Source organism: Neorhizobium puerariae (assembly GCF_042429745.1).
Taxonomy (GTDB): Bacteria; Pseudomonadota; Alphaproteobacteria; order Rhizobiales; family Rhizobiaceae; genus Neorhizobium; species Neorhizobium puerariae.
Genome location: NZ_JBHMAA010000017.1, coordinates 112055 through 136572, shown reverse-complemented (window position 1 = coordinate 136572; position 24518 = coordinate 112055). Strand labels below are relative to the sequence as shown.

The 24518-nt window shown below is 63.1% G+C and carries 29 protein-coding genes; 18 read left to right on the top strand and 11 right to left on the bottom strand.

Features of this window, described 5'->3' with window-relative positions:
• Positions 1–346 precede the first annotated feature (346 nt).
• A complete protein-coding gene (locus ACFFP0_RS16325) occupies positions 347–1078 on the top strand; it encodes a LuxR family transcriptional regulator (RefSeq protein WP_377262726.1) in 732 nt (243 codons plus the stop codon).
• Here the strand turns inward: ACFFP0_RS16325 and ACFFP0_RS16320 are convergent.
• Complete coding sequence (locus ACFFP0_RS16320) at positions 1071–1367, bottom strand: hypothetical protein (protein WP_377262722.1); 297 nt, start codon at positions 1365–1367, stop codon at positions 1071–1073. The genes ACFFP0_RS16325 and ACFFP0_RS16320 overlap by 8 nt on opposite strands.
• Before the next feature lie 118 nt (positions 1368–1485).
• Here ACFFP0_RS16320 and ACFFP0_RS16315 point away from each other — a divergent pair, with 118 nt between their 5' ends.
• From ACFFP0_RS16315 to ACFFP0_RS16275, 9 genes are all read left to right on the top strand, one after another.
• Positions 1486–2640, top strand: a complete 1155-nt coding sequence (locus tag ACFFP0_RS16315) for an Mrp/NBP35 family ATP-binding protein (protein WP_377262719.1) — start codon at positions 1486–1488, stop codon at positions 2638–2640.
• 303 nt (positions 2641–2943) lie between these two features.
• A complete protein-coding gene (locus ACFFP0_RS16310) occupies positions 2944–3915 on the top strand; it encodes a magnesium transporter CorA family protein (RefSeq protein ID WP_377262716.1) in 972 nt (323 codons plus the stop codon).
• A gap of 13 nt (positions 3916–3928) precedes the next feature.
• Entirely contained in the window at positions 3929–5830 is a 1902-nt protein-coding gene (locus tag ACFFP0_RS16305) for a potassium transporter Kup (RefSeq protein ID WP_377262713.1), read from the top strand.
• Between the two features lie 155 nt (positions 5831–5985).
• Positions 5986–7143, top strand: coding sequence for a cell wall hydrolase (locus tag ACFFP0_RS16300; RefSeq protein ID WP_377262710.1), 1158 nt, complete (start codon positions 5986–5988; stop codon positions 7141–7143).
• A gap of 273 nt (positions 7144–7416) precedes the next feature.
• Complete coding sequence (locus tag ACFFP0_RS16295) at positions 7417–7767, top strand: AtpZ/AtpI family protein (RefSeq protein ID WP_377262707.1); 351 nt, start codon at positions 7417–7419, stop codon at positions 7765–7767.
• A gap of 65 nt (positions 7768–7832) precedes the next feature.
• Entirely contained in the window at positions 7833–8585 is a 753-nt protein-coding gene (locus tag ACFFP0_RS16290) for a F0F1 ATP synthase subunit A (protein ID WP_377262704.1), read from the top strand.
• A 66-nt stretch (positions 8586–8651) separates the two neighbouring features.
• Entirely contained in the window at positions 8652–8879 is a 228-nt protein-coding gene (locus ACFFP0_RS16285) for a F0F1 ATP synthase subunit C (protein ID WP_037158317.1), read from the top strand.
• An 82-nt stretch (positions 8880–8961) separates the two neighbouring features.
• Entirely contained in the window at positions 8962–9609 is a 648-nt protein-coding gene (locus ACFFP0_RS16280; RefSeq protein ID WP_377262699.1) for a F0F1 ATP synthase subunit B, read from the top strand.
• Between the two features lie 5 nt (positions 9610–9614).
• Positions 9615–10100 carry a F0F1 ATP synthase subunit B gene (locus tag ACFFP0_RS16275; RefSeq protein ID WP_377262696.1) on the top strand — a complete coding sequence of 162 codons (486 nt, stop codon included), beginning with the start codon at positions 9615–9617 and terminating at the stop codon, positions 10098–10100.
• Between the two features lie 161 nt (positions 10101–10261).
• Here ACFFP0_RS16275 and ACFFP0_RS16270 read toward each other — a convergent pair whose 3' ends face one another.
• The 3 genes from ACFFP0_RS16270 to ACFFP0_RS16260 form a co-directional block, all read right to left on the bottom strand.
• On the bottom strand, positions 10262–10702 hold the full coding sequence (locus tag ACFFP0_RS16270) for a GNAT family N-acetyltransferase (RefSeq protein WP_377262693.1): 441 nt from the start codon (positions 10700–10702) through the stop codon (positions 10262–10264).
• 3 nt (positions 10703–10705) lie between these two features.
• Entirely contained in the window at positions 10706–11374 is a 669-nt protein-coding gene (gene rnhB, locus ACFFP0_RS16265; protein WP_377262690.1) for a ribonuclease HII, read from the bottom strand.
• A gap of 199 nt (positions 11375–11573) precedes the next feature.
• The gene (locus ACFFP0_RS16260; RefSeq protein WP_377262687.1) at positions 11574–12731 is read right to left on the bottom strand and encodes a PA0069 family radical SAM protein; all 1158 of its coding nucleotides are present in this window, start codon (positions 12729–12731) and stop codon (positions 11574–11576) included.
• Between the two features lie 131 nt (positions 12732–12862).
• On the opposite strand from ACFFP0_RS16260, the gene ACFFP0_RS16255 reads away from it, so the two are divergent.
• Entirely contained in the window at positions 12863–13381 is a 519-nt protein-coding gene (locus ACFFP0_RS16255) for a glycosyltransferase family 2 protein (protein ID WP_377262684.1), read from the top strand.
• 63 nt (positions 13382–13444) lie between these two features.
• Here ACFFP0_RS16255 and moaB read toward each other — a convergent pair whose 3' ends face one another.
• The 3 genes from moaB to ACFFP0_RS16240 are packed head-to-tail and all read right to left on the bottom strand — an operon-like array spanning position 13445 to position 16755.
• Entirely contained in the window at positions 13445–13996 is a 552-nt protein-coding gene (gene moaB, locus ACFFP0_RS16250) for a molybdenum cofactor biosynthesis protein B (RefSeq protein WP_377262681.1), read from the bottom strand.
• Positions 13993–14898 (bottom strand): 4-(cytidine 5'-diphospho)-2-C-methyl-D-erythritol kinase, encoded by a 906-nt coding sequence (locus ACFFP0_RS16245; RefSeq protein WP_377262936.1) that lies wholly within the window; start codon positions 14896–14898, stop codon positions 13993–13995. The genes moaB and ACFFP0_RS16245 overlap by 4 nt, the downstream gene beginning before the upstream one ends.
• Positions 14899–14919: 21 nt before the next feature.
• Positions 14920–16755, bottom strand: coding sequence for a tetratricopeptide repeat protein (locus tag ACFFP0_RS16240; RefSeq protein ID WP_377262678.1), 1836 nt, complete (start codon positions 16753–16755; stop codon positions 14920–14922).
• Between ACFFP0_RS16240 and ACFFP0_RS16235 the strand changes: the two genes are divergently transcribed.
• Positions 16754–16927 carry a hypothetical protein gene (locus ACFFP0_RS16235; RefSeq protein WP_377262675.1) on the top strand — a complete coding sequence of 58 codons (174 nt, stop codon included), beginning with the start codon at positions 16754–16756 and terminating at the stop codon, positions 16925–16927. The two genes, ACFFP0_RS16240 and ACFFP0_RS16235, sit on opposite strands and share 2 nt — an antisense overlap.
• Here the strand turns inward: ACFFP0_RS16235 and ACFFP0_RS16230 are convergent.
• Positions 16920–17936 (bottom strand): polyprenyl synthetase family protein, encoded by a 1017-nt coding sequence (locus ACFFP0_RS16230; RefSeq protein WP_377262672.1) that lies wholly within the window; start codon positions 17934–17936, stop codon positions 16920–16922. The genes ACFFP0_RS16235 and ACFFP0_RS16230 overlap by 8 nt on opposite strands.
• 109 nt (positions 17937–18045) lie before the next feature.
• On the opposite strand from ACFFP0_RS16230, the gene ACFFP0_RS16225 reads away from it, so the two are divergent.
• Both ACFFP0_RS16225 and ACFFP0_RS16220 read left to right on the top strand, forming a co-directional pair.
• Entirely contained in the window at positions 18046–18267 is a 222-nt protein-coding gene (locus ACFFP0_RS16225; RefSeq protein ID WP_377262669.1) for a putative signal transducing protein, read from the top strand.
• A gap of 142 nt (positions 18268–18409) precedes the next feature.
• Entirely contained in the window at positions 18410–19198 is a 789-nt protein-coding gene (locus ACFFP0_RS16220) for a tRNA1(Val) (adenine(37)-N6)-methyltransferase (RefSeq protein WP_377262666.1), read from the top strand.
• Here the strand turns inward: ACFFP0_RS16220 and ACFFP0_RS16215 are convergent.
• Entirely contained in the window at positions 19176–20534 is a 1359-nt protein-coding gene (locus tag ACFFP0_RS16215; RefSeq protein ID WP_377262663.1) for an Nramp family divalent metal transporter, read from the bottom strand. The genes ACFFP0_RS16220 and ACFFP0_RS16215 overlap by 23 nt on opposite strands.
• A 376-nt stretch (positions 20535–20910) precedes the next feature.
• Here ACFFP0_RS16215 and ACFFP0_RS16210 point away from each other — a divergent pair, with 376 nt between their 5' ends.
• Complete coding sequence (locus ACFFP0_RS16210; RefSeq protein WP_377262660.1) at positions 20911–21774, top strand: S49 family peptidase; 864 nt, start codon at positions 20911–20913, stop codon at positions 21772–21774.
• A gap of 30 nt (positions 21775–21804) precedes the next feature.
• The gene (locus ACFFP0_RS16205) at positions 21805–21996 is read left to right on the top strand and encodes a hypothetical protein (RefSeq protein WP_377262657.1); all 192 of its coding nucleotides are present in this window, start codon (positions 21805–21807) and stop codon (positions 21994–21996) included.
• A 4-nt stretch (positions 21997–22000) separates the two neighbouring features.
• On the opposite strand, the gene ACFFP0_RS16200 is transcribed toward ACFFP0_RS16205, so the two are convergent.
• Positions 22001–22318: a type II toxin-antitoxin system RelE/ParE family toxin gene (locus ACFFP0_RS16200; RefSeq protein WP_377262654.1), complete on the bottom strand. Its 318-nt coding sequence runs from the start codon at positions 22316–22318 to the stop codon at positions 22001–22003.
• The gene (locus ACFFP0_RS16195; protein ID WP_377262651.1) at positions 22318–22605 is read right to left on the bottom strand and encodes a hypothetical protein; all 288 of its coding nucleotides are present in this window, start codon (positions 22603–22605) and stop codon (positions 22318–22320) included. Before ACFFP0_RS16195 ends, ACFFP0_RS16200 begins: the two co-directional genes overlap by 1 nt.
• A 143-nt stretch (positions 22606–22748) precedes the next feature.
• Between ACFFP0_RS16195 and ACFFP0_RS16190 the strand changes: the two genes are divergently transcribed.
• Positions 22749–23702 (top strand): glycine--tRNA ligase subunit alpha, encoded by a 954-nt coding sequence (locus ACFFP0_RS16190; protein WP_377262648.1) that lies wholly within the window; start codon positions 22749–22751, stop codon positions 23700–23702.
• 206 nt (positions 23703–23908) lie between these two features.
• Positions 23909–24460: a LemA family protein gene (locus tag ACFFP0_RS16185; RefSeq protein WP_377262645.1), complete on the top strand. Its 552-nt coding sequence runs from the start codon at positions 23909–23911 to the stop codon at positions 24458–24460.
• Positions 24461–24518: the final 58 nt, after the last annotated feature.

Below are 24518 nucleotides of genomic sequence, written 5' to 3'. Positions count from 1 at the left end.
ATCATCCGAACGCGAGTCTCCGCAAACTCTCCTCATGGCTGATGTGATCCCCAACAAATATCTGCTGACGACGGCTCGGACGCATGCGAGGATTTGTAAAAAAAGCGAGCGAATGTCATCATCACCGCCGGGAATTGACAATCGGCAAGAAATTTGGCGCTTCTTTAAATCCAGGATAGTGGTCCCGACCGACAGGGCTCGTACAGCGGGAATGAATTTGTAAAGTCCGGACTCCTTCCGGGATTGTTTTGGCCGGTCGCGGCAGTCGTTGTGAATATTTCGGGGTGACCGCATGGGAAATGCCACGCGTAGCCCCGATGATGGTGGGCAAGCAAAGAAACAAGTGATGTCCAATACCGAGAAAGCCGGAAGAATGCCGGTCTTCGACGGAAACGTCGAGGAGATCGCAGGTCTGAAGACCCAGTTCGATGTGATCCGGTTCATGAAGCGGGCGACGGAGCACTACGGTTGTCGCTCCTTCATGGTCCTCAACCTCCCTCCGGCCACCTCGCTGGAACTGTCCAGCAATACCGTGATCACGAATTGGTCGGCCGAACTCATGTCGCATTTCGACCGCGAGGGGTTGATGCAGACGAGCCCGGTGATCCGCCGGCTCCGGGCGTCGACCTTGCCGTTCACTTTCGATATGGAGGCGGTCGAGCCCGATCAGCGCGGGCTGATGGTGCGCAGCCTTTTCGGACGTTTCGGCTTCGTCCGCGGCGCCTATTTTCCGGTGCACGACATGTCGGGCGCGCGGGGCGCGGTCTCGTTCGCCGGCGAGGGGCCGCCCTTCACCGGCCAGCAGATGATGGAGCTGATGTATCTTTCGATCCACGTCTACGATCGGCTTGCCGAGATCCGCAATCTCGACGTGAAGGTCGCAGACATGCTGACGGATCGCGAGGTCGATTGCCTGAACTGGACGGCGGCCGGAAAGACCAGTGCCGAGATCGCCGATATCCTCGGCCTGTCGGAGCACACGGTGAACCACTACCTCAATCGCGCGGCAAAAAAGCTCGATACCGTCAACCGGACCCAGGCCGTCGCGAAGGCCCTGCGTATCGGCCTCATCAAATAATCCGTGCTGCACTGCACACTATTTCATCACTGTCCAAGGCTTTATCGGCGAAAAAAGTGGCCTTGTCCGGCGGGTTGCTGCGCTGCAGCAGTATTTCGGACGAGAGCTGGTTGAAAAAACTCAATAAAAGGAAGCATCTTCCCGTCTGGCATGTTTCGTGCTTCTGTAGTGTCAGGTCCAGAGGGGACTGTAAAACGCCCCAAGAGGCGTAACAAGAAAAGCCGCCGTCCGATCCGCGCGCCATATGGCTGCCGATCGGACGGCGGTTAATCTTTCTTGCTCCCGGCAATGTCGAACTCCTATATATCGCCAAAAGCGGCTACGCGCCGTTGGAGCGCCGTGCGTCCGCATCGCGCTTCAGGCGCAGTGGAGCGCGACGCGTTTGAAGGAATCGGGAGTTCGAAACCATGTCCGACGTGACGAAGGAAGCAGTTCTGGCGGTGCTGGCGAAGGTGCGCGGGCCGGATCTGGAGGGCGACATCGTGTCGCGCGGCATGGTCTCGGATGTCTTCATCTCCGACAGCAAGGTCTATTTCTCGATCACCGTGCCGGCCGAGCGGGCGCAGGAACTGGAGCCGCTGCGCACTGCGGCGGAACGCAGCGTGAAGGCGATGCCCGGCGTCAAGGGCGCGCTGGTGACGCTGACGGCGGACCGCAAGGCGGGCGCCGCGCAGCCGCGCCCGCAGCCCGCGGCTCCGTCGGACCATTCGCACGCCCACGGACACGCCCATGCGCATGGCCAGCCGCCTCAGCGGCAAAAGGCGGGCGTGCCGGGTGTCGGCGCGATCATAGCGGTAGCCTCGGGCAAGGGCGGCGTCGGCAAGTCGACGACGGCGGTCAACCTTGCCCTCGGCCTCCAGGCGAACGGCCTGCGGGTCGGTATCCTCGACGCCGATATCTATGGCCCATCCGTTCCGAGGCTGTTGAAGATATCCGGCCGGCCGCAGCAGATCGAGAACCGCATCATCAAGCCGATGGAGAATTACGGCCTGAAGGCCATGTCCATGGGTTTCCTCGTGGACGAGGAGACCGCGATGATCTGGCGTGGCCCGATGGTCCAGTCGGCCCTGCTGCAGATGCTGCGCGAGGTCGCCTGGGGTGATCTCGACGTGCTCGTCGTCGACATGCCGCCCGGCACGGGCGACGCGCAGCTGACCATGGCCCAGCAGGTGCCGCTGGCCGGCGCGGTGATCGTCTCGACCCCGCAGGACCTTGCGCTGATCGATGCCCGCAAGGGGATCGCCATGTTCCGCAAGGTGGAAGTGCCGCTGCTCGGCATCATCGAGAACATGAGCTATTTCCTGGCTCCGGATACCGGCAAGCGTTACGACATCTTCGGCCATGGCGGCGCCCGCAGCGAGGCCGACCGGATCGGCGTGCCCTTCCTCGGCGAGGTGCCCCTGACGATCGACATCCGCGAGCGCTCCGATGCGGGAACGCCGGTGGTCGCCTCCGATCCGCAGGGGCCGACGGCGAAGATCTACCGGGAGATCGCCGCGAAGGTCTGGTCCGAGCTCGGCGGCCGCACCCCGCGGCAGGCGCCGGCCATCGTTTTCGAATAAAATTCGAATAAACGAAACGCGGCGGCGTGTATCGGGGCCTTCGACTTTGGTTGGCAGTGCGGCAGGCGGGGCTGTCCGGCCAAGGCATTGATGTCTATCGAGAATCTCCGCCCGGCTGCGAGCCTCTTGAATATCGGCGGTCTCCGAGTCATGGTGCAGCGCCAACAGCGACATCTATACTCCTCTTGATTTTGACTATGGCTGTCTTTATAGGCGCCTCCCGCCGGAGGCCGGCTGGCTCCGGGAGGAACCGGCAAGTCTGTTTCTCGTTCAAGGCCGACGGATTTCGGCCGGAGACAAAGATTGATCAATGCCTATAGCGCCGATGGCTCGATGAGGACGCTTCTGCCGGAAGAGGCGCTGCGGCAGCTCCCCGACGGCGTCGTATGGATCGACCTTGTCGGTCCGACGCCCCGGGAAGACGCCTATGTGGAAAGCCTCGTCGGCGTGCAGATTCCGACGCGCGACGACCTGAAAGACATCGAGCCGTCGAGCCGTCTTTATATCGAGAAGGACGCAGTCTTCATGACCGCCTCGCTGGTCTGGCGTGCGGATGGCAATGATCCTGAGCTCACCGACGTGGCTTTCATCCTGTCGGGCGACAGGCTGATCACCGTCCGGTATGCCGAGCCGAAAAGCTTCCAGCTCTTCATCGCGGCCCTCTGCCGCGTGCCGGACCGGATGCGCGACGGCGTGGCGATGCTCGCAAGGCTTCTGGAGACCATCGCCGATCGGACCGCCGAGATTCTGGAAAACACCGCCAACCGCATCGATACGCTGTCTTCGGATATCTTTCGCGACCGCGGCAGGCGCCGCGCCCCGCGGTTTCTCGAAGGCAAGCTGTCCGACATCGCCGAACAGCACCGGTTGCTCAGCAAGGTGCGTGACTGCCTCGGTTCGCTGTCCCGGCTTCTGACGTTCCTGATGAACGTGCAACTGGTCAGGGATCACAAGAGCGACAACAGCCTCTGCCGCGCGGTCGCCCACGATGTCGAGACGCTGTCGGAACATGCGGCTTTCATCGCCGGCAATATCGCCTTCCTGCTCGACGCCTCGCTCGGCCTCATCAATGTCGAGCAGAACGCCATCATCAAGATCTTCTCGATCGCCTCGGTGGTCTTCCTGCCCCCGACGCTGGTCGCTTCCCTGTACGGCATGAACTTCCGTTTCATGCCGGAACTCGACTGGCACTACGGATATCCGCTCGCGATCTTCGCGATGATCCTGTCCGCCATCATCCCGTTTTTTGTTTTCCGTTGGAAAGGCTGGCTCTGACGCCAGACATGCCATGGGTTACCCTGCTGAAACACACGTCACCGAAGAAGCGAAGGGCCAGGGCCTCTTTGCACTTGCGCTTGGCTCCATCGGTGTCGTTTACGGCGATATCGGCACAAGCCCGCTTTATGCCTTCCGCGAGGCATTGAAGCCGGTCGCCCACGACGGCGTCACCGAAGTCGAGATCATCGGCCTCATTTCGCTGATGATCTGGACGCTGACCATCATCGTCACGTTCAAATACGTGCTCTTCCTGCTGCGCGCCGATAACGACGGCGAAGGCGGCACGCTTTCCCTCCTCGCCATGCTGACCAAGACGGCGAACGGCCACCGGGCGTTCCTGATGCTGCTTGGCCTGATCGGCGCGGCGCTGTTCCTGGGCGATGCGATGATCACGCCTGCGCTGTCGGTCCTGTCGGCCGTCGAGGGCCTGAAGCTCGTGACGCCCAACCTGCAGAGCGCCGTCCTGCCCATTTCCGTCGGCATCCTGATCGGCCTGTTCGCCATCCAGTCCAAGGGAACGGGCCTCGTGTCCCGCTTCTTCGGGCCGATCACCGCCGTCTGGTTCATCGTCATGGGAGCCGGCGGCATTCTCCACATTTCCGATGACTACAGCATTCTGGCGGCCTTCAATCCCTGGTACGCGATTACGTTCATGATGAACGAGAATTTCGTGGGCATCGTCGTGCTTGGCGCCGTCTTCCTGACGGTCACGGGGGCGGAAGCGCTCTATGCCGACCTCGGCCATTTCGGCCGCCGCCCGATCCAGTGGGCCTGGTTCCTGCTGGTCTTTCCGGCCCTGACGCTGAATTATCTGGGGCAGGGGGCTCTGGTGCTGAAGCATCCGGAAGCCATGTCCGATCCTTTCTACCTGATGTTCCCGCAATGGGCGCTGCTGCCGGTGGTGATCCTTGCGACGGCGGCGACCATCATCGCCAGCCAGGCGGTCATCACGGGGGCCTTCTCTCTGGTGCGGCAGGCGATCCATCTCGGTTATCTGCCGCGCATGCAGATCCTCTTCACGTCCGAGACCAATACCGGGCAGATCTTCCTGCCGTCGGTCAACACCCTGCTTCTGGTCGGCGTGATCGCGCTCGTCCTGGGCTTCGAAAGCTCCGACGCGCTTGCCACGGCCTATGGCATATCGGTGACCGGCGCCATGGTGGTCACCACGCTGATGGCCTTCGAATTCGTGCGGGTGAAATGGAAATGGCCGCAGACCTTCGCGGTCGGCGTCCTTGCGCCGCTGCTTGCGCTGGAACTGGTCTTCCTCGGCGCGAACCTCTTGAAGATCCACGACGGCGGCTGGGTGCCGGTCATGATGGCGATCGTCTTCACCATCGTCATGTGGACCTGGAAGCGCGGCACGGCGATCCTCTTCGAGAAGACCCGCCGCATCGACGTGCCGCTCGCGACCTTCGTCCCCATGGTGGAGAAGAAGAGCGATCATGCGCCGGTCTCGGTGCCGGGCGTCGCGATCTTCCTCACGAGCGATCCGGAAACCGCGCCGGCGGCCCTGCTGCACAACATCAAGCACAACCATGTCCTGCACGAGAAGAACGTCATCCTGACCATCGTGACGGTCAACAAGCCGCGCGTCGCCCTGGAGGAACGCTTCAAGATCGAGAAGGCCTCCGACCGCTTCACGCTGATCGAGCTGCGTTTCGGCTTCATGCAGTCGCACAACGTCTCTCAGGCGCTCGCCCATCTCAGGAAGACGGGTTTCAAGTTCGACATCATGTCCACCTCGTTCTATCTCGGCCGCCGCAAGCTGGTGCCGGATGCCGAATCGGGCATGCCCATGTGGCAGGACAGGCTGTTCATCGCCATGGCCAACACGGCGACCGACCCGTCGGACTATTTCCACCTGCCGGCCAATCGCGTGGTGGAGCTCGGCTCGCATGTCATCATCTGAGTACACGCCGTCCTGACATTTATGTGAATGTGCTAATTCGGCCGGTGCTCCTAGCGTTCCGGCCTCCGGCGTTAACCGCTCATCAAGGTTAATGATTGATCTTCGTCGGGTCGTCGTTGCCTTGTGGAGTTTCGGTTTTGCGTTCGAAGCGTGTTTTGCGTCGCAAGTCCCCGTCCCGTCGGGACGGCTGGACTTCCCCGGCCGTCTTCGGCCTTGCCTGCTGGCTGATCTTTCCCTCCGCTCCCGCGCAGGGGGACCTTGCCGATCTCCTGACCGGTTTCGACAAGGCCGAGCAGTGGCGCATGGTCCTGACCGATTCTCCGGCCGGCTCGATCCACCAGGCCTCGCTGGCGTTTCCCGGCCTGAGGGAGGCTGTTTCCGGCACGGCGGGCATCACTCTCCCGGACGGCCGCAAGATCGCCCTCGTCGACGAGAAGAAGTCTTCCGATCCGAGGACTGACGAAGAGCGGGTCAACCGCGCCGGCAAGAAGGGCCGAATCGTCGCCGTCGAACCCATGCTGCCGCCCAAGGCATTTTCCGCAGGCTCCGTGCTGCAGCGCTCCAGCGCGCTCACGCTGCCGGTCGAAAGCCGCGAGGAACTGACGGCCTTCGCCAAGCCGGGCAAGGCGCAAAAGCAGATCGAGCTCGCATCCTTCTATTTCCGCAAGAAGGAAGAGCCGAAGCCGGCCGACGACGTCCTGCCGATGGTCGCAAGCCTCATCAACAATCACGATGCCGATGTGCTGGCGACGGCCTACGCGCCGTCTTCGCCCGATTTTGCCAAGGAATCGCCCTTCGACGCGATCCTGACCGAAAAGCCGAAGGCGACCGGCCGCTTCATTCCGCCGATCGGGCCGGAGGATCATGCCTGGGCGGCAACGCCGCTGCCGCCTTCCGCCTTTTCCGCCCGCGAGCAACAGTGCCTCGCCTCCGGCATCTATTTCGAGGCGCGCGGCGAATCCGCCCGCGGCCAGGCGGCCGTCGCGCAGGTGATCCTGAACCGCGTCCGCAATCCGGCCTATCCGAAGACGATCTGCGACGTCGTCTATCAGAACGAGGACTGGCGCAACCGCTGCCAGTTCTCCTTCGCCTGCGACAACATCAAGGACCGCATCCGCTCAGAATACCACTGGAAAATGGCCCGCGAGGTGGCGATGGCGGTGACGGCCGGCAAGATCTGGCTGCCGGAAGTGGGCTCCGCCACCCATTATCATGCCGCCTATGTGCGCCCGGCCTGGGCCCGCACCATGAAGAAGGTCGGACGCATCGGTTTGCACATCTTCTACCGCACCTATGGCGGCGGCTGGAGCTGAGGCCCGGCGGACCCCTTTAAAAATAGGGGACGATTCCCGCGACAGTTTTACCCCACTCCGGTTGCGTTCCTCATAACCGGCTGAAATCCCTCGGTTAATTTACCTGGAACGAAGAGCCTCCGACGCCTTGACTATATGGGCGCTCAAAACTATGTTGCGCGCGACTTGAAAACGGGCCGGAAGGCGCGAAATCCCTCGCTGGCTGCACTTTTGGGGCGGCCGGCCGGCATCATCGGCCGGCTGGACCGGAAGCCGGAGCAGGGGAGGACGCACATGACGGATGACCGCGACGATGGTCTGGAAGAGCGCCGGAAGCGCCTGTCTGCGGATTTGGCGGACAGGAGAGCGGAAGACGCGGCAGAGTCGAAGAGGGGCGCGCAATCTGAAGAGAGCCGGAAGGGCATGGCTCTCGGCTTCAAGCTCTCCTCCGAGTTCATCTCCGCAGTCGCTGTCGGCGCCCTGCTGGGCTATATGCTCGACCGTTTTGCCGGCACTGCGCCGTGGGGGATGATCGTTCTTCTTCTCCTCGGGTTCTGTGCGGGCGTTTTGAATGTGCTTCGTGCCGTGGGCATGGTGGCTCCGCCGCCGTCCATGCAAAAGCGAAGCGACAGGAATGGAAAATGAAGCGCCCGCGGGCAGCTTCGGCAATGAATGGGGCCGCTTGGCGGCGAATGCGAAGAGGGTAGACGGTGGCAAACGATCCGATCCATCAGTTCCAGATCAGCAAGATCGTTCCGATCGAGATCGGCGGCATCGACTTCTCCTTCACCAATGCTTCCCTTTTCATGGTCGCCACGGTCGCCTGCGCCGCCGGCTTCCTTTATTTCGCGACTTCGCAGCGCGGCCTGATCCCGGGACGCTCGCAGTCGGTCGCCGAAATGTCCTATGAATTCATCGCCGGCATGCTGCGCGAAGGCGCGGGCAGCCACGGCATGAAGTTCTTCCCGCTGGTTTTCTCGCTGTTCATGTTCGTGCTGACCGCGAACCTGCTCGGCATGTTCCCCTATTTCTTCACCGTCACCAGCCAGATCATCGTCACCTTCGCGCTGGCGCTGCTCGTCATCGGCACGGTCATCGGTTATGGCTTTTACAAGCACGGCCTGCATTTCCTGCAGCTCTTCGTGCCGAGCGGCATTCCCGGCCTGCTGATCCCGCTGGTCGTCGCCATCGAGGTCATCTCGTTCCTGTCCCGCCCGATCTCGCTCTCCGTTCGTCTCTTCGCGAACATGCTGGCCGGCCACATCACGCTCAAGGTGTTCGCGGGCTTCGTGGCCTCGCTCGGAAGCCTCGGCGCGCTGGGCGTCGGCGGTGCAGTTCTTCCTCTCATCATGACCGTCGCCCTGACCGGTCTCGAATTCCTCGTCGCCTTCCTCCAGGCTTACGTCTTTGCGGTGCTGACCTGCATGTACCTCAACGACGCGATCCATCCCGGCGGGCACTAAGGATAACGACATTGGCGTCCTAGGCGTCAGTCTACAGCCGCAACAACCATTTCGAAGGAGTTTCTCATGGAAGCGGAAGCAGCAAAGTTCATCGGTGCAGGCCTGGCTTGCTTTGGCATGGCCGGCACGGCTCTTGGCCTTGGCAACATCTTCGGCAACTACCTCTCGGGCGCTCTGCGCAACCCGTCCGCCGCTGACAGCCAGTTCGGCCGTCTGGTGTTCGGCTTCGCCGTTACGGAAGCTCTGGGCATCTTCTCGCTGCTCATCGCTCTCCTGCTGCTCTACGCAGTCTAAGACCTGGCCAGGGATCGGGATCGCGGCCGCTTGAAACAGCGCGCCGTGATCCTTCGTATTTGGAATACACTTGGAGGTGATGATGTTCGTGACCTCGGCATATGCGCAGACCGCGCCGGCCGCTCCTGAAACGCCTGCAGCGCCGGGCGCAGCCCCCGCGGGCGATACGCATGCCGCGCCGGCTGGCGAAGTGCATACCGAAACCGGCGTCGCCCATGGCGGCGAGCACGGTGGCGGAACCTTCCCGCCCTTCGACGCGACCCATTTCCCGTCGCAGATCCTCTGGCTCGTCATCACCTTCGGCCTCTTCTATCTCCTGATGAAGAAGGTCATCGTTCCGCGTGTTGGCGGCATTCTCGAAAACCGTCACGACCGGATCGCACAGGACCTCGACGAGGCCGCCCGCCTGAAGGCGGAAGCGGATGCTGCCGTCGAGACCTATGAGAAGGAACTGGCTGCCGCCCGTTCCAAGGCACACACGATCGCCGCGACCGCCAGCGACGCCGCCAAGACCAAGGCCGCCGCAGACCGTGCCGCGATCGAGGCCGAACTGGCCCAGAAGCTTTCCGCCGCTGAAGCCCGCATCGGCGAAATCAAGGCGCAGGCTTTCGCCCAGGTCGGCCAGATCGCCGAGGAAACCGCCTCCGCGGTGGTCGATCAGCTGATCGGCGCCAAGGCGACCGGTGACGACATCAAGGCTGCCGTTGCGGCCGCGAAGACGGAGGCCTGATCAATATGGCATTCGATGCAACCTTTTTCGCCTTCGTCGGCCTCGTCCTCTTCCTGGCCCTGATCGTCTATCTCAAGGTCCCGGGCATGATGGCGAAATCGTTGGACGAGCGCGCCGGCAATATCCGCAAGGAACTCGACGAAGCCAAGCGCCTTCGCGAAGAGGCGCAGTCGCTGCTTGCCGAATATCAGCGCAAGCGCAAGGAAGCCGAAGCTGAAGCCGCCCAGATCGTCGCTTCGGCCGAGCGCGAGGCCGCCGCCCTGACCGAGGAGGCCCGGCAGAAGACGGAGGAATTCGTCGCCCGCCGCAACGCGCTCTCCGAACAGAAGATCAAGCAGGCCGAGGCCGACGCGATCGGCGCCGTTCGCGCCGCTGCCGTCGATCTTGCGATCGCCGCCGCCGAAAACGTCATCGCCAAGAAGGCGGATGCGTCCACCCAGGACGCGCTCTTCAAGGATGCCGTCGGCAAGGTGCAGTCGCGGTTGAACTGATTTCAATCGACATGGACTTCGAAAAGGCCGGGCGGAAACCCGGCCTTTTTGTTGTGGCGAGTTGCCGGACGAATCCGTGGTCGCCGCGGAGCGAAGCTTGAACAAGCGGGCGCTTGGGATCGTCGGATATTTGCCGTGCCGTAGCGGCGGTTGGCAATGGTTCACTCCGGGGAGAGGTTCGGCCGGGCAGCCCGGATGAACCCGTCCTCATCCGGATCGGGCAGGATGGAGAATCCGCAGCGTCGGACAAGCGCATGGGCAGCAGCATTTCCGGGGGAAATACGGCCTTCGATGACATCGTAGGCGTGTCCCGGTCCTTCAAGGAAACCGCCCAGCACCGCCGTGCCGAGACCGTGACGCCGCAGATCGGGGCGGAGGGCGATATCGAGATAGCCGGTCGTCTCCTTGCGATCCACCTGCAATACGGCGATCAGCCTGTTGGCATCATCGATGACGGCCCAGCAGGCATTCTCCGGCTTGCGGACATGCCTGAACCAGATGTCGTCGGGATAGGAGAGGCGGCGGTTGAGTTCCTCATCCTCAAACCATGCCCGGTATTCCAACAGATCGGTGTCCGTAAAAGTCCGGAACAGGAATTCCATCGTTCACGTCTCCGGGAGCGCGTCCTTTCGCAGCGGCCGGAAGCTCATGCGATGAAGCAGGCAGGGGCCATGTGCCTCGATTCCCGCGCGATGCTGCGCCGTGCCGTAACCCGCGTGATTCGCAAAACCGTAGGCAGGAAAAACCACATGCGCCCGCGCCATCATCCGGTCGCGCGTCACCTTGGCGATGATCGAGGCTGCGGCGATGGAGACGGAGCGGGCGTCCCCCTGGATGACGGCCTTGCCGGGGCAGCAGAGCCCCTGCGGCACGTCGCGGCCATCGGCAAGCACGTAGGACGGCGTCACGGCAAGACCGGCTACGGCCCTGCGCATTGCGTCCAGGCTTGCCTGCAGGATATTGCGCTCGTCGATATGCCGGGGACCGGAGGCCGCGATCGAGACTTCCGCCGTTGCCATGATCGCCTCGAACAGCACCTCCCGCCGGGCGGCTGTAAGCTGCTTGGAATCGTTGAGACCGGCCGGAATATTGTCCGGGTCGAGGATCACCGCTGCCGCCACGACCGGCCCTGCGAGCGGGCCGCGTCCTGCCTCATCGGTTCCGGCGACCGGCCAGTGGCCGGCCTTTCGGGCCAGAAGTTCGAGGTTGAAGTCCGGAACGAGCGGCACTTCCTCGAAGAGCATCGGAGAATCGGGCGACGTGCGAGGCAACATGGCGGCAACCTCGCACGCCGACCCGATCTCCTGCAACCCCGGCAAGCGATTGCGGCGTCGCTATCCACCGGGGCGGCGGTGGAACCGGGGACATTCCGGCACGGGACGGAAGCGGGGAACGTGCCGGAAATCGAATTCGAAAAATCACGGGGCCTCTCATTCCCCGGATCGGTTGTCTTCGGCGAGCTTCGCCATCTCCTCACAGCAGCGAAAGCTGTATGCCGCCGCCATCGGGCCGGATGAAGATGTCGTCGCGCAGCGGCAGGCCGCGCCGCACCATGCCGAGCCGCTTCGTCGCCATCTCGAAACGGCGGCCGATCTGCCAGGCATAGGGCCCCGCGCCCTTCATCCGCTTACCCCATTCGGCATCGTAGTCCTTGCCGCCGCGCATGGAGCGAATCAGCGACATGACATGCCTGTAGCGGTTCGGATAATTCTGCAGGAGCCAGTCCCGGAAGAGGGGGCTCACTTCCAGCGGCAGGCGCAGCAGCACATAGCTTGCCTTCGTCGCGCCCGCGGCATTCGCAGCCTCCAGGATACGCTCGATCTCGTGATCGTTGAGCGCCGGGATCACGGGCGCCACCATGACCGATGCCGGAATGCCCGCATCGGTCAGCGCCTTGATGGCGTCGAGGCGCTTGGGAGGGGTCGAGGCGCGCGGCTCCATGGCGCGGGCCAGTTTGCGGTCGAGCGTGGTGATGGAAATGCCGACCTTGGCGAGCCCTTTCGAAGCCATCTCAGAAAGAATGTCCGCGTCACGGGTGATGAGCGCCGACTTGGTGACGATTGCGACAGGGTGGTTGGCCTTGTTCAGCACCTCCAGGATCTGCCGCATGATGCGCCATTCCCGTTCGATCGGCTGGTAGGGATCGGTATTGGTGCCGATCGCGATCGCCCGCACCTTGTAATCCGGCCTGCTCAGCTCCCGTTCCAGCAGCTTCGGCACGTCCGGTTTTACAAAGAGCTTCGATTCGAAATCGAGCCCCGGCGAAAGCCCCATATAGCTGTGGGTCGGGCGCGCGAAACAGTAGATGCAGCCATGCTCGCAGCCGCGATAGGGATTGATCGAGCGGTCGAAGGAAAGATCGGGAGACTCGTTGCGCGTGATGGCCGCGCGCGGCTTCTCCACCTGGACCTCGGTCCTGAACGGCTCCAGCTCCTCGATTGTCTGCCAGCCGTCATCCAGGGCCTCCCGGCGCTTCTCCTCGAACCGGCCGCTCGGGTTGAGCCCGGCGCCACGACCCCGCCGGCGATCGGCCTCCACCCGCAGGCCGGAGGATTTCACCAGCGCATCGGCAATATCGGCCGTATGAGCAGGCGCGAAAGCAGCCTGCCGCAATTGGGACAGCTCGTTCATGGGACGCTCCTGAAGGGGAAATCTCCCCGTTCGCGATGATTAAATTCCTAACCGTAAAATGAGAACATTGCAAGAACAAAATTTGGAAACCGTTTCTGGCGTTCCGTGCTGCGATGCGGTAAATGTCAGGAATGCTGACTGTCATCATGGAATGCCGCGACCAGGAATCGGAGCTGGCGCAGACGCTCTCGGTGCTTGTTTCCGCTGCGGTGGAAGGGCTGGTGAGCGATGTCGTGGTGCTCGATCACGGCTCGCGGGACGGTTCCTCCCGCGTGGCGGATGCCGCCGGCTGCCGTTTCCACAATCATTGGGACATCAAGGACATTTTTCGGGGCGCGCGCGGCGAATGGCTGCTGCTGGTGGAGCCGGGCGCGCGGTTGCAGGCAGGCTGGATCGAGGAGGTGATGGAATACATCGCGCTCAACAGGCAGCCGGCCCGGTTCGCGCCCTCGCGCAATTACCGCCGGCCTTTCTTCAAGCGCATCGGCCGCGCCGTCCCGCCGCTCGAATATGGTCTGCTCATCCCGAAGAAGCAGGCGATCACGCTCGCGAAATCGGGCATGGACCTGGAAAACCTTGCGAAGGGACAGAAAGCCTCGAGGCTTGCCAGCGAGATGATTCCGGCCTGGGTCGCCGCTTCCGCCAGATGAAACCTGTCGCCCGCAGGTGCGAAGCGGCTTCGGGATGACGACGTGCCTCCGGCGGGGAGGGGATCAACCCCCGGCGCCGCGCCTCAGATGTTCATCGAGCCGGGGCATGATCTCGATGAAATTGCAGGGCATGTGGCGGTAGTCGAGCTGGGCTTTCAGGATGCCGTCCCAGGCGTCCTTGCAGGCGCCCGGCGAACCCGGCAGCACGAAGATATAGGTGGCGTTGGCGACGCCGCCGGTCGCCCGCGACTGGATCGTCGACGTGCCGATCTTGTCGTAGGAGATGCGGTGGAAGACTTCGGAAAAGCCGTCCATCCGCTTTTCGAACAGCGGCTCGATGGCTTCCGGCGTCACGTCGCGTCCGGTAAAGCCCGTGCCGCCGGTGGTGATCACCACGTCGATCTCCGGATCGAGCGTCCACGCGCGCACCTGCCCGGCGATCCGTTCCTTGTCGTCCGGCACGATGGCGCGGGCCTTGAGCTGGTGGCCGGCCTCGGCGATCCGGCCGACGAGCGTGTCGCCGGACTTGTCGTTCTCCAGCGTGCGCGTGTCCGAGACGGTCAGCACCGCAATGCCGACGGGAATGAAGGGGCGGGTTTCGTCGATCCGGCTCATTGTCCTGTTCCAACGGTCTGCACGGCCTGAAAATACCAGTCCGGCTTCTGTCCGTTAAGGTTTTCCGCTGCCTTTTGCGCCGCCTCCGAGGAAGGAAATATCCCGAAACAGGTGGCGCCGGAGCCGGACATGCGCGTCAGCATCGCGCCTTCCGCCCCGATCAGGTTGGAAATCTGGTCGATCTCGCGCACCAGCGAGCGGGCCGGCGGTTCGAGGTCGTTGCGCAGCGTCTTCAGCACCGGCAACCAGTCGCCGTCAAGCGCGCCGATCGGCGGATTGTCCTTGCGCATGAGGCGCCGGAAGATATCCGGCGTCGAGACGCCGACAAGCGGATTGCCGAGCACGAGCGGCAGGGAGGGCAGGGTGGCCAGTTCCGTCAGGTCCTCGCCGATGCCCTTTGCCATCAGCGCCTCGCTCCTGAGGCACATGGGCACGTCGGTGCCGAGCGACAGGGCGAGCGAGGCAAGCTCGGGCTCCGGCATGCCCGCATCCCAGAAGCGCAGCAGCCCCCGCAGCGTCGCCGCCGCATCCGCCGATCCGCCGCCGATACCCGCCGCGACCGGCAGGTTCTTTTCGAGATGAATGGCGACGGGAGGCGTCGGAATGCCCCGTTTCTCCAGCATGCGCCGCAGAAGGTCGCGCGCCTTCAGCACCAGGTTGCCGTCCTGCCCCGCCGCATCGGGCGGCAGGAGATGGGCGAACCGGCCCGAAACGGTAAAGCCGTCCTCTTCCGCGGCAAAGAAGCTCAGTCCGTCGCCCGTGTCGGCGAAGGTGACGATGCTTTCCAGCAGGTGATAACCGTCGGCCCGCTGGCCCGTGACATGCAGGGCAAGATTGATCTTGGCGGGCGCCAGTTCAAAAAGGCCCGCCTCGTCGGCGAGCCCGTTTCCTTCGGTCGGCATGGTATCCAGAAACATGATCCGTCAGGATTTCTTGTCGGGATTGACCGGCGCCGGCGGGGGCGGAGCAACAGGTTCCGTCCGGCTGCGGTCGGCGGTCGTCGCGTTCGGATCGAGCGGCGGCAGGCCCTTCTCGATCTTCTCCTTGATGTGCTCGCGGTTGATGTCCTCGCCTTCGGAGACGAGCGCGCGGTTCCACTGGTAGACGGCTTCGAGCTTGCGGTCGACACGCCAGTAGGCGTCACCCAGATGGTCGTTGATCGTCGAGTCGCCGGCGCGCAATTGCACTGCCCGCTCCAGTTCCGTCACCGCGTCGTCGAACTTGCCCATGCGGTAATAGGCCCAGCCGAGCGAATCGACGATATAACCGTCGTCCGGACGCGCATCGACGGCGCGGCGGATCATGTCGAGACCTTCATCGAGGTTCTTGTTCATGTCGACGAGGGAATAGCCCAGATAATTCAGCACCTGCGGCTGCTCCGGGTTGAGCTCCAGCGCCTTGCGGAAGTTCGGCTCGGCCTTGTCCCACTGCTTCAGCCGCTCGTAGGAAATGCCGCGCTGGAAAAAGAGGGTCCAGTCGCCCGGCTTCGGCACGGGGCCGATCACCTCGACCGCCTTGTCGTAGTTCTCCGCCATGGCCTTGTAGTCCTTGGCCTCGGAAAGAACCTGGCCATAGGCGATATAGCTGCGGATGTCGGTGGGATCGGATTCGATCAGGGCCTTCAGATGCTGCTTGGCCTCGTCCACCTTGCCGGTTTCCGAAAGCGTCACGCCGAGCTGCAGTTCGGAAATCCGCCGCATCGGCGAATCGGCCGGCACGCTCGAATAGAACTTGATGGCGCGGTCGGGCTGCTCGAGCTTTTCCGCGATGCCGCCGAGCAGGATCAGCGTGTCGGCGCTCTGCGTGTCGAGCGCATGCGATATCTGCAGGTAGAGCGAGACCATGTCTTCCGCGCCCTGCCGGTTCAGCGCTCCGCCGATGGAAAAGAGCACGCTGGCGGCGCCTTCGGCGGCGTTGCTCACCTGCTGCTGCGGCTTTTCGCCCTTCTCGATGCTCTGCCGCAAGGCCTTCAGCGGTGCGTAGTTGGAGACCATGCCGTCGCCGACGGCGATGGCATCGAGCGCCTTCTGCCTGTTGCCGGCGGCGGCTTCGAGGCGCGCAAGCGCCATGACCGCGCGCATGAACGTGTCGGGTGCGGTCGCAACCGCCTCCTTGTTGGTGACGGCCGTGTTGAGATGCTGCCGCGCCGTGCCGATATCGCCGGTGACGATTGCCATGGCGCCGAGCTGGTAGTCGACGAAGACCTTGTACCAGGCTGGCCCCTTGAGGTTGGCGACGCTGTTCATCGCCTGCTTGCTCTTGCCCGCACCGACCTGCACCCAGGCCGACAGGAGCTGGTGCGTCAGCCGGTCGAGGTCGTTCGGCCCCTCATAGGCGAGAACCTTCCGCGCCGTGTCGAACTTCTTGTCGCGCAATGCGTCGAGGCCCCGGACGATCTTGGTGATCCGCTCGACGGCCGCATCCTCCTTCAGCGCCTCGGCTTCCTTGAGGCCGTCGTCGAAATCGCCGTTGAGCAGCAGCGAGATCATCAGCCTCTCGCGGATTTCCAGATTGGCCGGCTCGAAATCGAGCGCCTTGCGGTAGAGCGAGATCGCGGTCGGATAATCATGGTCCACGTCGGCGGTGCGGGCGGCAAGGAACGCGCCGGAAAACGACTTCGCGTCGCTGGCGTCGAAGGTAATCGCCTCTTCTGCCGTTGGCCGCGGGTTGGCGGTTGCCGCATTTGCAACCGCGCCGAACATCAGGACGGTCGCAATCGCCGCGCTGGAGAGCAGAAGAAGACTGGATTTCTGCCGCATGAAGGATGCCTTTCGTGTAGAGCCTGGTGCGGTGATGAAGACCGCCGCTGTTCGCGCTCAATTGATTCACGACAGAATGGCTTTTTTGGAGCAGGTCCGCAAGGAAATCTCCCGCGCCGAAAAGGATCGGCGCCGGTCACACCTTCGTCAACCGGCCGGCGGCGTCAGTTGACGCGCTGGATCGAGAAATCGATGACCTCCAGGAGGGCGGCCTTGAGAGGCGAGGACGGCAGCGGCGCCAGGGCATCGCGGGCGATCGTGCCGTAATGCAGCGCGCGGGCGATCGTATCGTTGAGGGCGCTGTATTTGTTGATGAGCCCGAGCGCCTTTTCGAGGTTTTCGTCGCTGCTCTCGCCCTGTTCGATCGCCTGCCGCCAGAAAGCCCGTTCGCCCTCGGTGCCGCGGCGATAGGAAAGGATGACGGGCAGCGTGATCTTGCCCTCGCGGAAATCGTCGCCGACATTCTTGCCGAGATCGGCCGCCTTGCCGCCGTAGTCGAGCGCGTCGTCGACGAGCTGGAAGGCGAGCCCGAGATTCATGCCGTAGGATTTCAGCGCGGCGCGTCCGGCCTTGTCGGCATTGGCGATGATCGGCCCGACTTCCGCAGCCGCGGCGAAGAGCGCCGCGGTCTTGGCTCGGATGACCGAAAGATAGTCGTCCTCGGTCGTCTCCATATGCTTGGCGACGGAAAGCTGCAGCACTTCTCCCTCGGCGATGACGGAGGCCGCGGTCGAGAGCACGTCCAGCGCATCGAGCGAGCCGACCTCCACCATCATCTTGAAGGCCTGGCCGAGCAGGAAGTCGCCGACCAGCACGCTCGCCTGGTTGCCCCAGATCATCCGGGCGGTGGACCTGCCGCGGCGCAGGTCGCTTTCGTCCACCACGTCGTCATGCAGCAGGGTCGCCGTGTGCATGAACTCGACGCTGGTCGCAAGCTTCACATGGCTGTCGCCCTCATAGCCGAACAGCACCGCGGAGGCGAGCGTCAGCATCGGCCTCAGGCGCTTGCCGCCGGACGAGATGAGGTGATTGGCGACTTCCGGGATCATCTGCACGTCGGAGCCGGCCTTGGACAGGATCAACTGGTTGACCCGTTCCATGTCCGCCCTGGTGAGGTCCACCAGCGGTTTGACGGATGCAGGTTTGTTTTTGCCTTCTTCAAGCGGTATGACGACGCCCAACGATGAGGCCTCCCTATCGAAATCTTTTAAACGACAATAGAAAGAGGTGGATAGGGCGGCAAGGGCAAATCGCATCCCGCCGGACTTAATGGGGTTTCAAAAAAGGGTTATGCTGGAGATCATTCGCACCAACGATGTCGTGATCCTGTCGCTGGCCGAAAGCCTGATGAAGGATGCGGGCATCCACTGCATGATCGCCGATCAGTCCATGAGCGTGTTGGAAGGGTCCCTCGGGCTCCTGCCGCGCCGTTTCCTGGTGGAAGGGGATAGGGTGAACGAGGCGCGGCGGATATTGAAGGACGCCGGGCTCGAAGCGGAGCTGCGGCCGTGATGCTCGGGGCTTTTGCTTCGTCTTTTTCGGGAGCGTCGGCACCGGAACTCCCTGCGGATCGCCCCCCTCTGCCCTGTGGGGGAGATGCCCGGCAGGGCGGAGGGGGGCCGGCAACCGCCGGGGTTCGACAGTGGCAAACCATATGACCTCCGCCCACACCATCGATGCGTTCCATCGCGGCAATTTTCATGTGATGCAGCCGAAGGGCGGCGGGCATCGCTCCGGCGTCGACGCCATGCTGCTCGCCGCGCTGGTGGCGGACGACGGACCGGTCCGGGTGGCCGATCTCGGCGCGGGCGCCGGGGCGGCGGGGCTCGCGGTCGCGGCGCGTCTCGGCGATGCCACGGTCGCGCTGGTCGAAAGATCGCCGCTGATGGCCGATTATGCCCGCAGGACGCTTGCGCTTTCGGAAAACGCCGCCCTCGCCGGCCGGGTCGACGTGCTGGAGGCGGACGTCACGCTGACGGGAAGGCCGCGGCTCGCGGCCGGTCTCGAAGACGAGGCCTATGACCATGTCATCATGAACCCGCCGTTCAACGATGCCAGCGACCGCAGGACCCCGGATGCGCTGAAGGCGGAGGCGCACGCCATGACGGAAGGCCTGTTCGAGGCCTGGATTCGCACGGCCGGCGCGATCATGAAGCCGGGCGGCCAATTGTCGCTGATCGCCCGCCCGCAATCGATCGCCGAGATCATCGCCGCCTGCGGCAAACGTTTCGGCGGGCTGGAGATCACGGCCGTCCACCCGCGGCCCGATGAAAGCGCCACGCGCATTCTCGTCACCGCGGTCAAGGGGTCCCGGGCCCGGCTGACGTTTCGCGCGCCGCTCTTCGTGCACGGCGCGGAAGGCCACGCGTTCACGCCGTTCGTCGACGATCTCAACAATGGCCGTGCCGCCTATGCGAGGCTCAGCCCGAGACGAAATCGATAAGCAGCTTGACGTTGAGGGCCGCGATCACGACGGCGATCGCATAAGCGATCGCGGTCAGCCAGCGGGGTGCGACGAGCGCGCCCATCTTGGCCCTGCTGGCGGTGAACGCGACGAGCGGGAAAACCGCGAAGGAAAGCTGCAGGCTCAGCACGACCTGGGTGAGGATCAGCAGTTCCGCCGTTCCGGCATCGCCGTACAGGATCGTCACCAGCGCGGCGGGAACGATGGCGATGCCGCGGGTGATCAGCCGGCGGACCCAGGGCTGCAGCCTGATCTTGAGGAAGCCTTCCATGACGATCTGGCCGGCAAGCGTTGCCGTCACCGTCGAATTGAGGCCGCAACAGAGAAGCGCGATGCCGAAGAGCGTCGGGGCGATGGCAAGGCCGAGCAGCGGCGAAAGCAGGGAATGCGCCTCGCCGAGTTCGACGACATCCGTCTGGCCGCTGGCGTTGAACGCCGCCGCCGCGAGGATGAGGATCGAGGCATTGATGAGAAGCGCGAAACAGAGAGCGACGGTGGAATCGAGCGTCGCATAGGTCAGGGCTTCGCGCTTTTCCGGCAGCGTGTGGCCATAGGCGCGGGTCTGCACGATGCCGGAATGCAGGTAAAGGTTGTGCGGCATCACGGTCGCACCGAGAATGCCGAGCGCAAGATAGAGCATTTCCGGATTGCGGACGATCTCCGTCGTCGGGAAGAAGCCCCTGATCACGCCGCCCCAATCCGGATCGGCAAGGAAGATCTGGACCGCGAAGCAGAAGGCGATGACGCCGAGCAGCGTGATGATGAAAGCCTCCACCCAGCGGAAGCCGAGCTTCTGCAGATAGAGGATGATGAAGACATCGAGCGCCGTGATCAACACGCCGAGTTCGAGCGGGATGCCGAAGATCAGGTTGAGACCGATCGCCGTGCCTATCACCTCGGCGATATCCGTGGCGATGATGGCGATTTCCGCCAGCGCCCAGAGCGGCACGGATATCCATCCGGGAAAGGCGTCGCGACAGGCCTGCGCAAGGTCGCGGCCCGAGGCGATGGCGAGTCGGGCGCATAGCGACTGGAGCACGATCGCCATCAGGTTGGAGAGCAGCGCGACGGTCAGCAGCGCGTAACCGAACTTCGATCCGCCGGCGAGCGACGTCGCCCAGTTGCCCGGGTCCATGTAGCCGACCGCCACCATGTAACCGGGGCCGGCAAAGGCGGCGATGCGGCGCAGCTGCGATCCGTGCCGGGCGATGTTGACGCTGCGATGGACATCGGAAAGCGATGCCTCGCCGCGCCTGTGGCGCCAGCCCGCGTCTTGATCCGGTCTCAGTTCCTGATCCGGGCCTAGAATGTCCATGTCCGCATGTCTCCGGTTCGCATTGCAGAGATAATACTGCCGGAAATGAGAATGCAAGTCATTCGCAAGTAAGAAATGGAAAAATACTCGTTTCGAAGGTGCGGCCATTGTGTTTGAAATTCCGTCGCATACATGCTGTGGCAGTCCGGTGTGATGGATTTGAAGTCCGCATGGCTTGCGCGGCAGGTGCCGGAGCGAACTTCAAATCCGCCATGCCGGGGCATGATATTGCCGGCGCCCTCCGGATTCCGAAGTTCCGTCCGCATTCGCCGCAAGGTATGACGAGCTTCGGAATCAGGACGCCAGTGCGCAAGAAGAAACAGGACGCCAGTGCGCAAGAAGAAAACTGCGCAAGAAGAAGGAAGAAGGAAGAGAGATGGCCGGGTTTTGGAAAAGGCTGTTGCCGAAGCGGTTCCGCAAGAAGGGCGTGACGATCCCCGTCATCCGGCTCCACGGCGCGATCATGGCAGGCGGCAGCCAGTTCAAGCAGACCCTCAATCTGGCCACCGTCGCGCCGATGCTGGACAAGGCCTTCTCGAAAAAGGAGGCGCCCGTTGTCGCGATCGCCATCAATTCGCCGGGCGGCTCGCCGGTGCAGTCGCGCCTGATCTTCCAGCGCATCAGGGCGCTTGCCGAGGAAAAGGACAAGAAGGTCCTGATGTTCGTCGAGGACGTGGCCGCTTCGGGCGGTTACATGATCGCGCTCGCCGGTGACGAGATTTTTGCCGACCCGACTTCGATCGTCGGTTCGATCGGCGTCGTTTCCGGCGGTTTCGGGTTTCCGGAACTGCTCCGCAAGATCGGCATCGAGCGGCGCGTCTACACCGCGGGCGAGAACAAGGTGATCCTCGATCCCTTCCAGCCGGAAAAGGAAGGCGATATCGAATACCTGAAGTCGCTGCAGCTCGAAATCCACAAGGTTTTCATCGATATGGTCAAAATGCGCCGCGGCGAGCGGCTGGTCGACGATGCGACGATCTTTTCGGGGCTGTTCTGGAGCGGCCTGCGCGGCGTCGATCTCGGCCTGGTCGACGGACTGGGGGACATGCGTGAGGTCCTGAAGCGCCGTTACGGCAAGGACGCGCAACTGGAGCTGATCGGCAGCGCCCGTACCCTCTTCGGCCGCCGTGTGCCTGGCGTCTTCGGCGCCGGCAAGGCCGGTGAAATCGCCGCAGGGGCTGCCGCGGGACTTGCCGCGGGCATCGAGGAAAAGGCATTGTGGAGCAGGTACGGCCTCTAGGAAGGCCGATAGGCAAGGCGCGAGGGGGAGATGGCCCAGCTCTTATTTCTGATCATCGTGATTGGCGGCGGCTGGATGTTCTACAAACGCTTCATCAGCGACGCCGAAAAGCTTACCCGGCGTTCGAAGGAACGGGAGAAGGAGCGCCAGACAGGCGCCATGGGCACGCTCGTCAAGGACCCCGTGACGGGTGAGTATCGCGTGAAACGGGACGAAGAGTGACGGTTCAGAAGCGCTCTGTTACGCGCGACGTCCAATCGGAGCCGGCATAGCTGATGCAGATGATGAAGACCGTCATCGTTTCGTCGTCGACGGTGAAGCAGATAATGGCCTTCTCAGCGGCGGGGATGGCGCGTAGGCCGGGTAGAAGGTCGTCGCGAATGGAACCGATCTTTGGCAGGTCGGCCAATCGATAGGTGGTGGCTTCGATCTCCGCCAGCTTTCGATCGGCGGTAATTCGTCCGGCATAGCCCTCAATGTAACTATGGATATCGACGAGATCTTGCTCGGCGGCGGAGTGATATTCCAGCCGATAGACTGGCATCACTTGCTCTTGTACTTTTCATCAAGCCGAGCACGCACGCTGTCGAAAAGATTGTCCCTATCCATAGGAATCCACTGATCCCGAGGTGTTTGCATCCGCCGGCGGATTTCATCGGCCACGCCAGCGAGTGGATCGTGGTCCGCACCGGCTTGATCGTCCGCTTGCATCAGGCTGTCGATGCCGGCCTCGATGACCTTCTCGACGGAGGGGAACTGGCCGTCTTCCACCATCCGCTCGGCATGGCGCAGATAGCGGTCCGACAATGTCACGGTATTCTTGACGTTCATGCTGGCCTCCGCAAGCTGCCGGCGATCTTATCACAGATAAGGTCGATCAGGCATAACGCAATATGCGCAAACGCATAAATCCTTGACCCGCGCCCCCGATGCGTGGCACTCGTCCGCATCCTTGAACGGAACCCGAAATCGCCATGACCGATCTGCCCGCCCACATGTCTCCGGCCCGCTCCTTCCAGGGGCTGATCCTCGCGCTCCAGAACTACTGGGCGGACAAGGGCTGCGCGATCCTGCAGCCCTACGACATGGAAGTCGGCGCCGGAACCTTCCATCCGGCAACCACGTTGCGCGCGCTCGGTCCCCGGCCCTGGAAGGCCGCCTATGTGCAGCCTTCCCGCCGTCCGTCCGACGGCCGGTATGGCGAAAACCCGAATCGCCTGCAGCACTACTACCAATACCAGGTCATCCTGAAGCCGAACCCGCCGGACCTGCAGGAACTCTATCTCGGCTCGCTGAAGGCGATCGGCCTCGACCCGCTTCTGCATGACGTCCGCTTCGTCGAGGACGATTGGGAAAGCCCCACCCTCGGCGCCTGGGGGCTTGGCTGGGAATGCTGGTGCGACGGCATGGAAGTGTCGCAGTTCACTTACTTTCAGCAGGTCTGCGGCATCGAATGCGCGCCGGTCGCGGGCGAGCTGACCTATGGTCTCGAACGCCTCGCCACCTATCTCCAGGGCGTCGACAGCATCTACGAGCTGAACTTCAACGGCCGCGAGGGCGAGGAAAAGATCACCTATGGCGATGTCTTCCTGCAGGCCGAGCAGGAATATTCCCGGCACAACTTCGAATTCGCCGACACGGCCATGCTGCACCGGCATTTCATCGACGCCGAAAAGGAATGCCAGGCATTGCTCGCCGCCGGCGCCCCGGGGGCGAATGCCAACCAGATGCTGCACAAATGCGTCTTCCCGGCCTATGACCAGTGCATCAAGGCGTCCCACGTCTTCAACCTGCTTGATGCCCGCGGCGTCATCTCCGTCACCGAGCGCCAGAGCTATATCCTGCGCGTCCGCACGCTGGCGAAGGCCTGCGGCGAGGCTTTCCTGCTGACGGAAGCCGGCGGCGTGAATTTCGGCAAGGCGGCATGAGCTTGCCCGCGGGCGGGCCTGCGTCGGGCGTCGCTGTTTGACGCAGCCCCCGACCATGCACAGAGCGCCGTGCATCCTTCCGGGCGTACAAAGGACGCTCTACCCCATTGAATTCAAACATCGTGCTTTCCGAAAATCGATTCCGATTTTCGGGCCGATGCTGTAGTGTCCGCCCTGGATTTTGAAGCCTTTGGGGGATTCGCCTGATGTACGTCCTGATCGGTATAGTCGTTCTCGTCGCCCTGTACGCCGTCATGATCTACAACGGGCTGGTCAGGTCCCGTCAGATGGCGGAGGAGGCATGGTCCGGCATCGACGTGCAGTTGAAACGGCGCGCCGACCTGATCCCGAACCTGATCGAGACGGTGAAGGGTTATGCCGCGCACGAGAAGGGCACGTTCGAGGAAGTGGTGAAGCTGCGCAACCAGGCGCAGGCGGTTCCGGCCGGCGATGTCGCCGCCCGCGCCGAGGCCGAAGGCCTGCTCGGCCAGGCGCTCGGCAAGCTTTTCGCGCTGGCCGAGGCCTATCCCGATCTCAAGGCGAACCAGAATTTTTCCGAGCTGCAGGCATCGCTGGAGACGATCGAAAGCGAAATCCAGATGGCCCGTCGCTATTACAACGGCGCGGCCCGTGATCTGAACGTCAAGATCGAAAGCTTTCCCTCAAACCTTGTCGCCGGCCAGTTCGGTTTTTCCAAACGCGACTATTTCGAGATCGCCAACGAGGCGGACCGCGCCGTTCCGACTGTCAAATTCTAGAAAACCGCCATTGGACCTTTGCGCCGAAACGCTCTAAGAGCGCGGCCGAAGGTTCGAA

Bases quoted from the DNA above. Each gene is read 5' to 3' on its own strand.
- ACFFP0_RS16325 (WP_377262726.1), top strand. From the start codon at position 347: ATGTCCAATACCGAGAAAGCCGGAAGAATGCCGGTCTTCGACGGAAAC.
- ACFFP0_RS16315 (WP_377262719.1), top strand. From the start codon at position 1,486: ATGTCCGACGTGACGAAGGAAGCAGTTCTGGCGGTGCTGGCGAAGGTG.
- ACFFP0_RS16305 (WP_377262713.1), top strand. From the start codon at position 3,929: ATGGGTTACCCTGCTGAAACACACGTCACCGAAGAAGCGAAGGGCCAG.
- ACFFP0_RS16295 (WP_377262707.1), top strand. From the start codon at position 7,417: ATGACGGATGACCGCGACGATGGTCTGGAAGAGCGCCGGAAGCGCCTG.
- ACFFP0_RS16285 (WP_037158317.1), top strand. From the start codon at position 8,652: ATGGAAGCGGAAGCAGCAAAGTTCATCGGTGCAGGCCTGGCTTGCTTT.
- ACFFP0_RS16280 (WP_377262699.1), top strand. From the start codon at position 8,962: ATGTTCGTGACCTCGGCATATGCGCAGACCGCGCCGGCCGCTCCTGAA.
- ACFFP0_RS16275 (WP_377262696.1), top strand. From the start codon at position 9,615: ATGGCATTCGATGCAACCTTTTTCGCCTTCGTCGGCCTCGTCCTCTTC.
- ACFFP0_RS16270 (WP_377262693.1), bottom strand. From the start codon at position 10,702: ATGGAATTCCTGTTCCGGACTTTTACGGACACCGATCTGTTGGAATAC.
- rnhB (WP_377262690.1), bottom strand. From the start codon at position 11,374: ATGTTGCCTCGCACGTCGCCCGATTCTCCGATGCTCTTCGAGGAAGTG.
- ACFFP0_RS16260 (WP_377262687.1), bottom strand. From the start codon at position 12,731: ATGAACGAGCTGTCCCAATTGCGGCAGGCTGCTTTCGCGCCTGCTCAT.
- ACFFP0_RS16255 (WP_377262684.1), top strand. From the start codon at position 12,863: ATGCTGACTGTCATCATGGAATGCCGCGACCAGGAATCGGAGCTGGCG.
- moaB (WP_377262681.1), bottom strand. From the start codon at position 13,996: ATGAGCCGGATCGACGAAACCCGCCCCTTCATTCCCGTCGGCATTGCG.
- ACFFP0_RS16245 (WP_377262936.1), bottom strand. From the start codon at position 14,898: ATGCCGACCGAAGGAAACGGGCTCGCCGACGAGGCGGGCCTTTTTGAA.
- ACFFP0_RS16235 (WP_377262675.1), top strand. From the start codon at position 16,754: ATGAAGGATGCCTTTCGTGTAGAGCCTGGTGCGGTGATGAAGACCGCC.
- ACFFP0_RS16240 (WP_377262678.1), bottom strand. From the start codon at position 16,755: ATGCGGCAGAAATCCAGTCTTCTTCTGCTCTCCAGCGCGGCGATTGCG.
- ACFFP0_RS16225 (WP_377262669.1), top strand. From the start codon at position 18,046: ATGCTGGAGATCATTCGCACCAACGATGTCGTGATCCTGTCGCTGGCC.
- ACFFP0_RS16220 (WP_377262666.1), top strand. From the start codon at position 18,410: ATGACCTCCGCCCACACCATCGATGCGTTCCATCGCGGCAATTTTCAT.
- ACFFP0_RS16215 (WP_377262663.1), bottom strand. From the start codon at position 20,534: ATGGACATTCTAGGCCCGGATCAGGAACTGAGACCGGATCAAGACGCG.
- ACFFP0_RS16210 (WP_377262660.1), top strand. From the start codon at position 20,911: ATGGCCGGGTTTTGGAAAAGGCTGTTGCCGAAGCGGTTCCGCAAGAAG.
- ACFFP0_RS16205 (WP_377262657.1), top strand. From the start codon at position 21,805: ATGGCCCAGCTCTTATTTCTGATCATCGTGATTGGCGGCGGCTGGATG.
- ACFFP0_RS16200 (WP_377262654.1), bottom strand. From the start codon at position 22,318: ATGCCAGTCTATCGGCTGGAATATCACTCCGCCGCCGAGCAAGATCTC.
- ACFFP0_RS16195 (WP_377262651.1), bottom strand. From the start codon at position 22,605: ATGAACGTCAAGAATACCGTGACATTGTCGGACCGCTATCTGCGCCAT.
- ACFFP0_RS16190 (WP_377262648.1), top strand. From the start codon at position 22,749: ATGACCGATCTGCCCGCCCACATGTCTCCGGCCCGCTCCTTCCAGGGG.
- ACFFP0_RS16185 (WP_377262645.1), top strand. From the start codon at position 23,909: ATGTACGTCCTGATCGGTATAGTCGTTCTCGTCGCCCTGTACGCCGTC.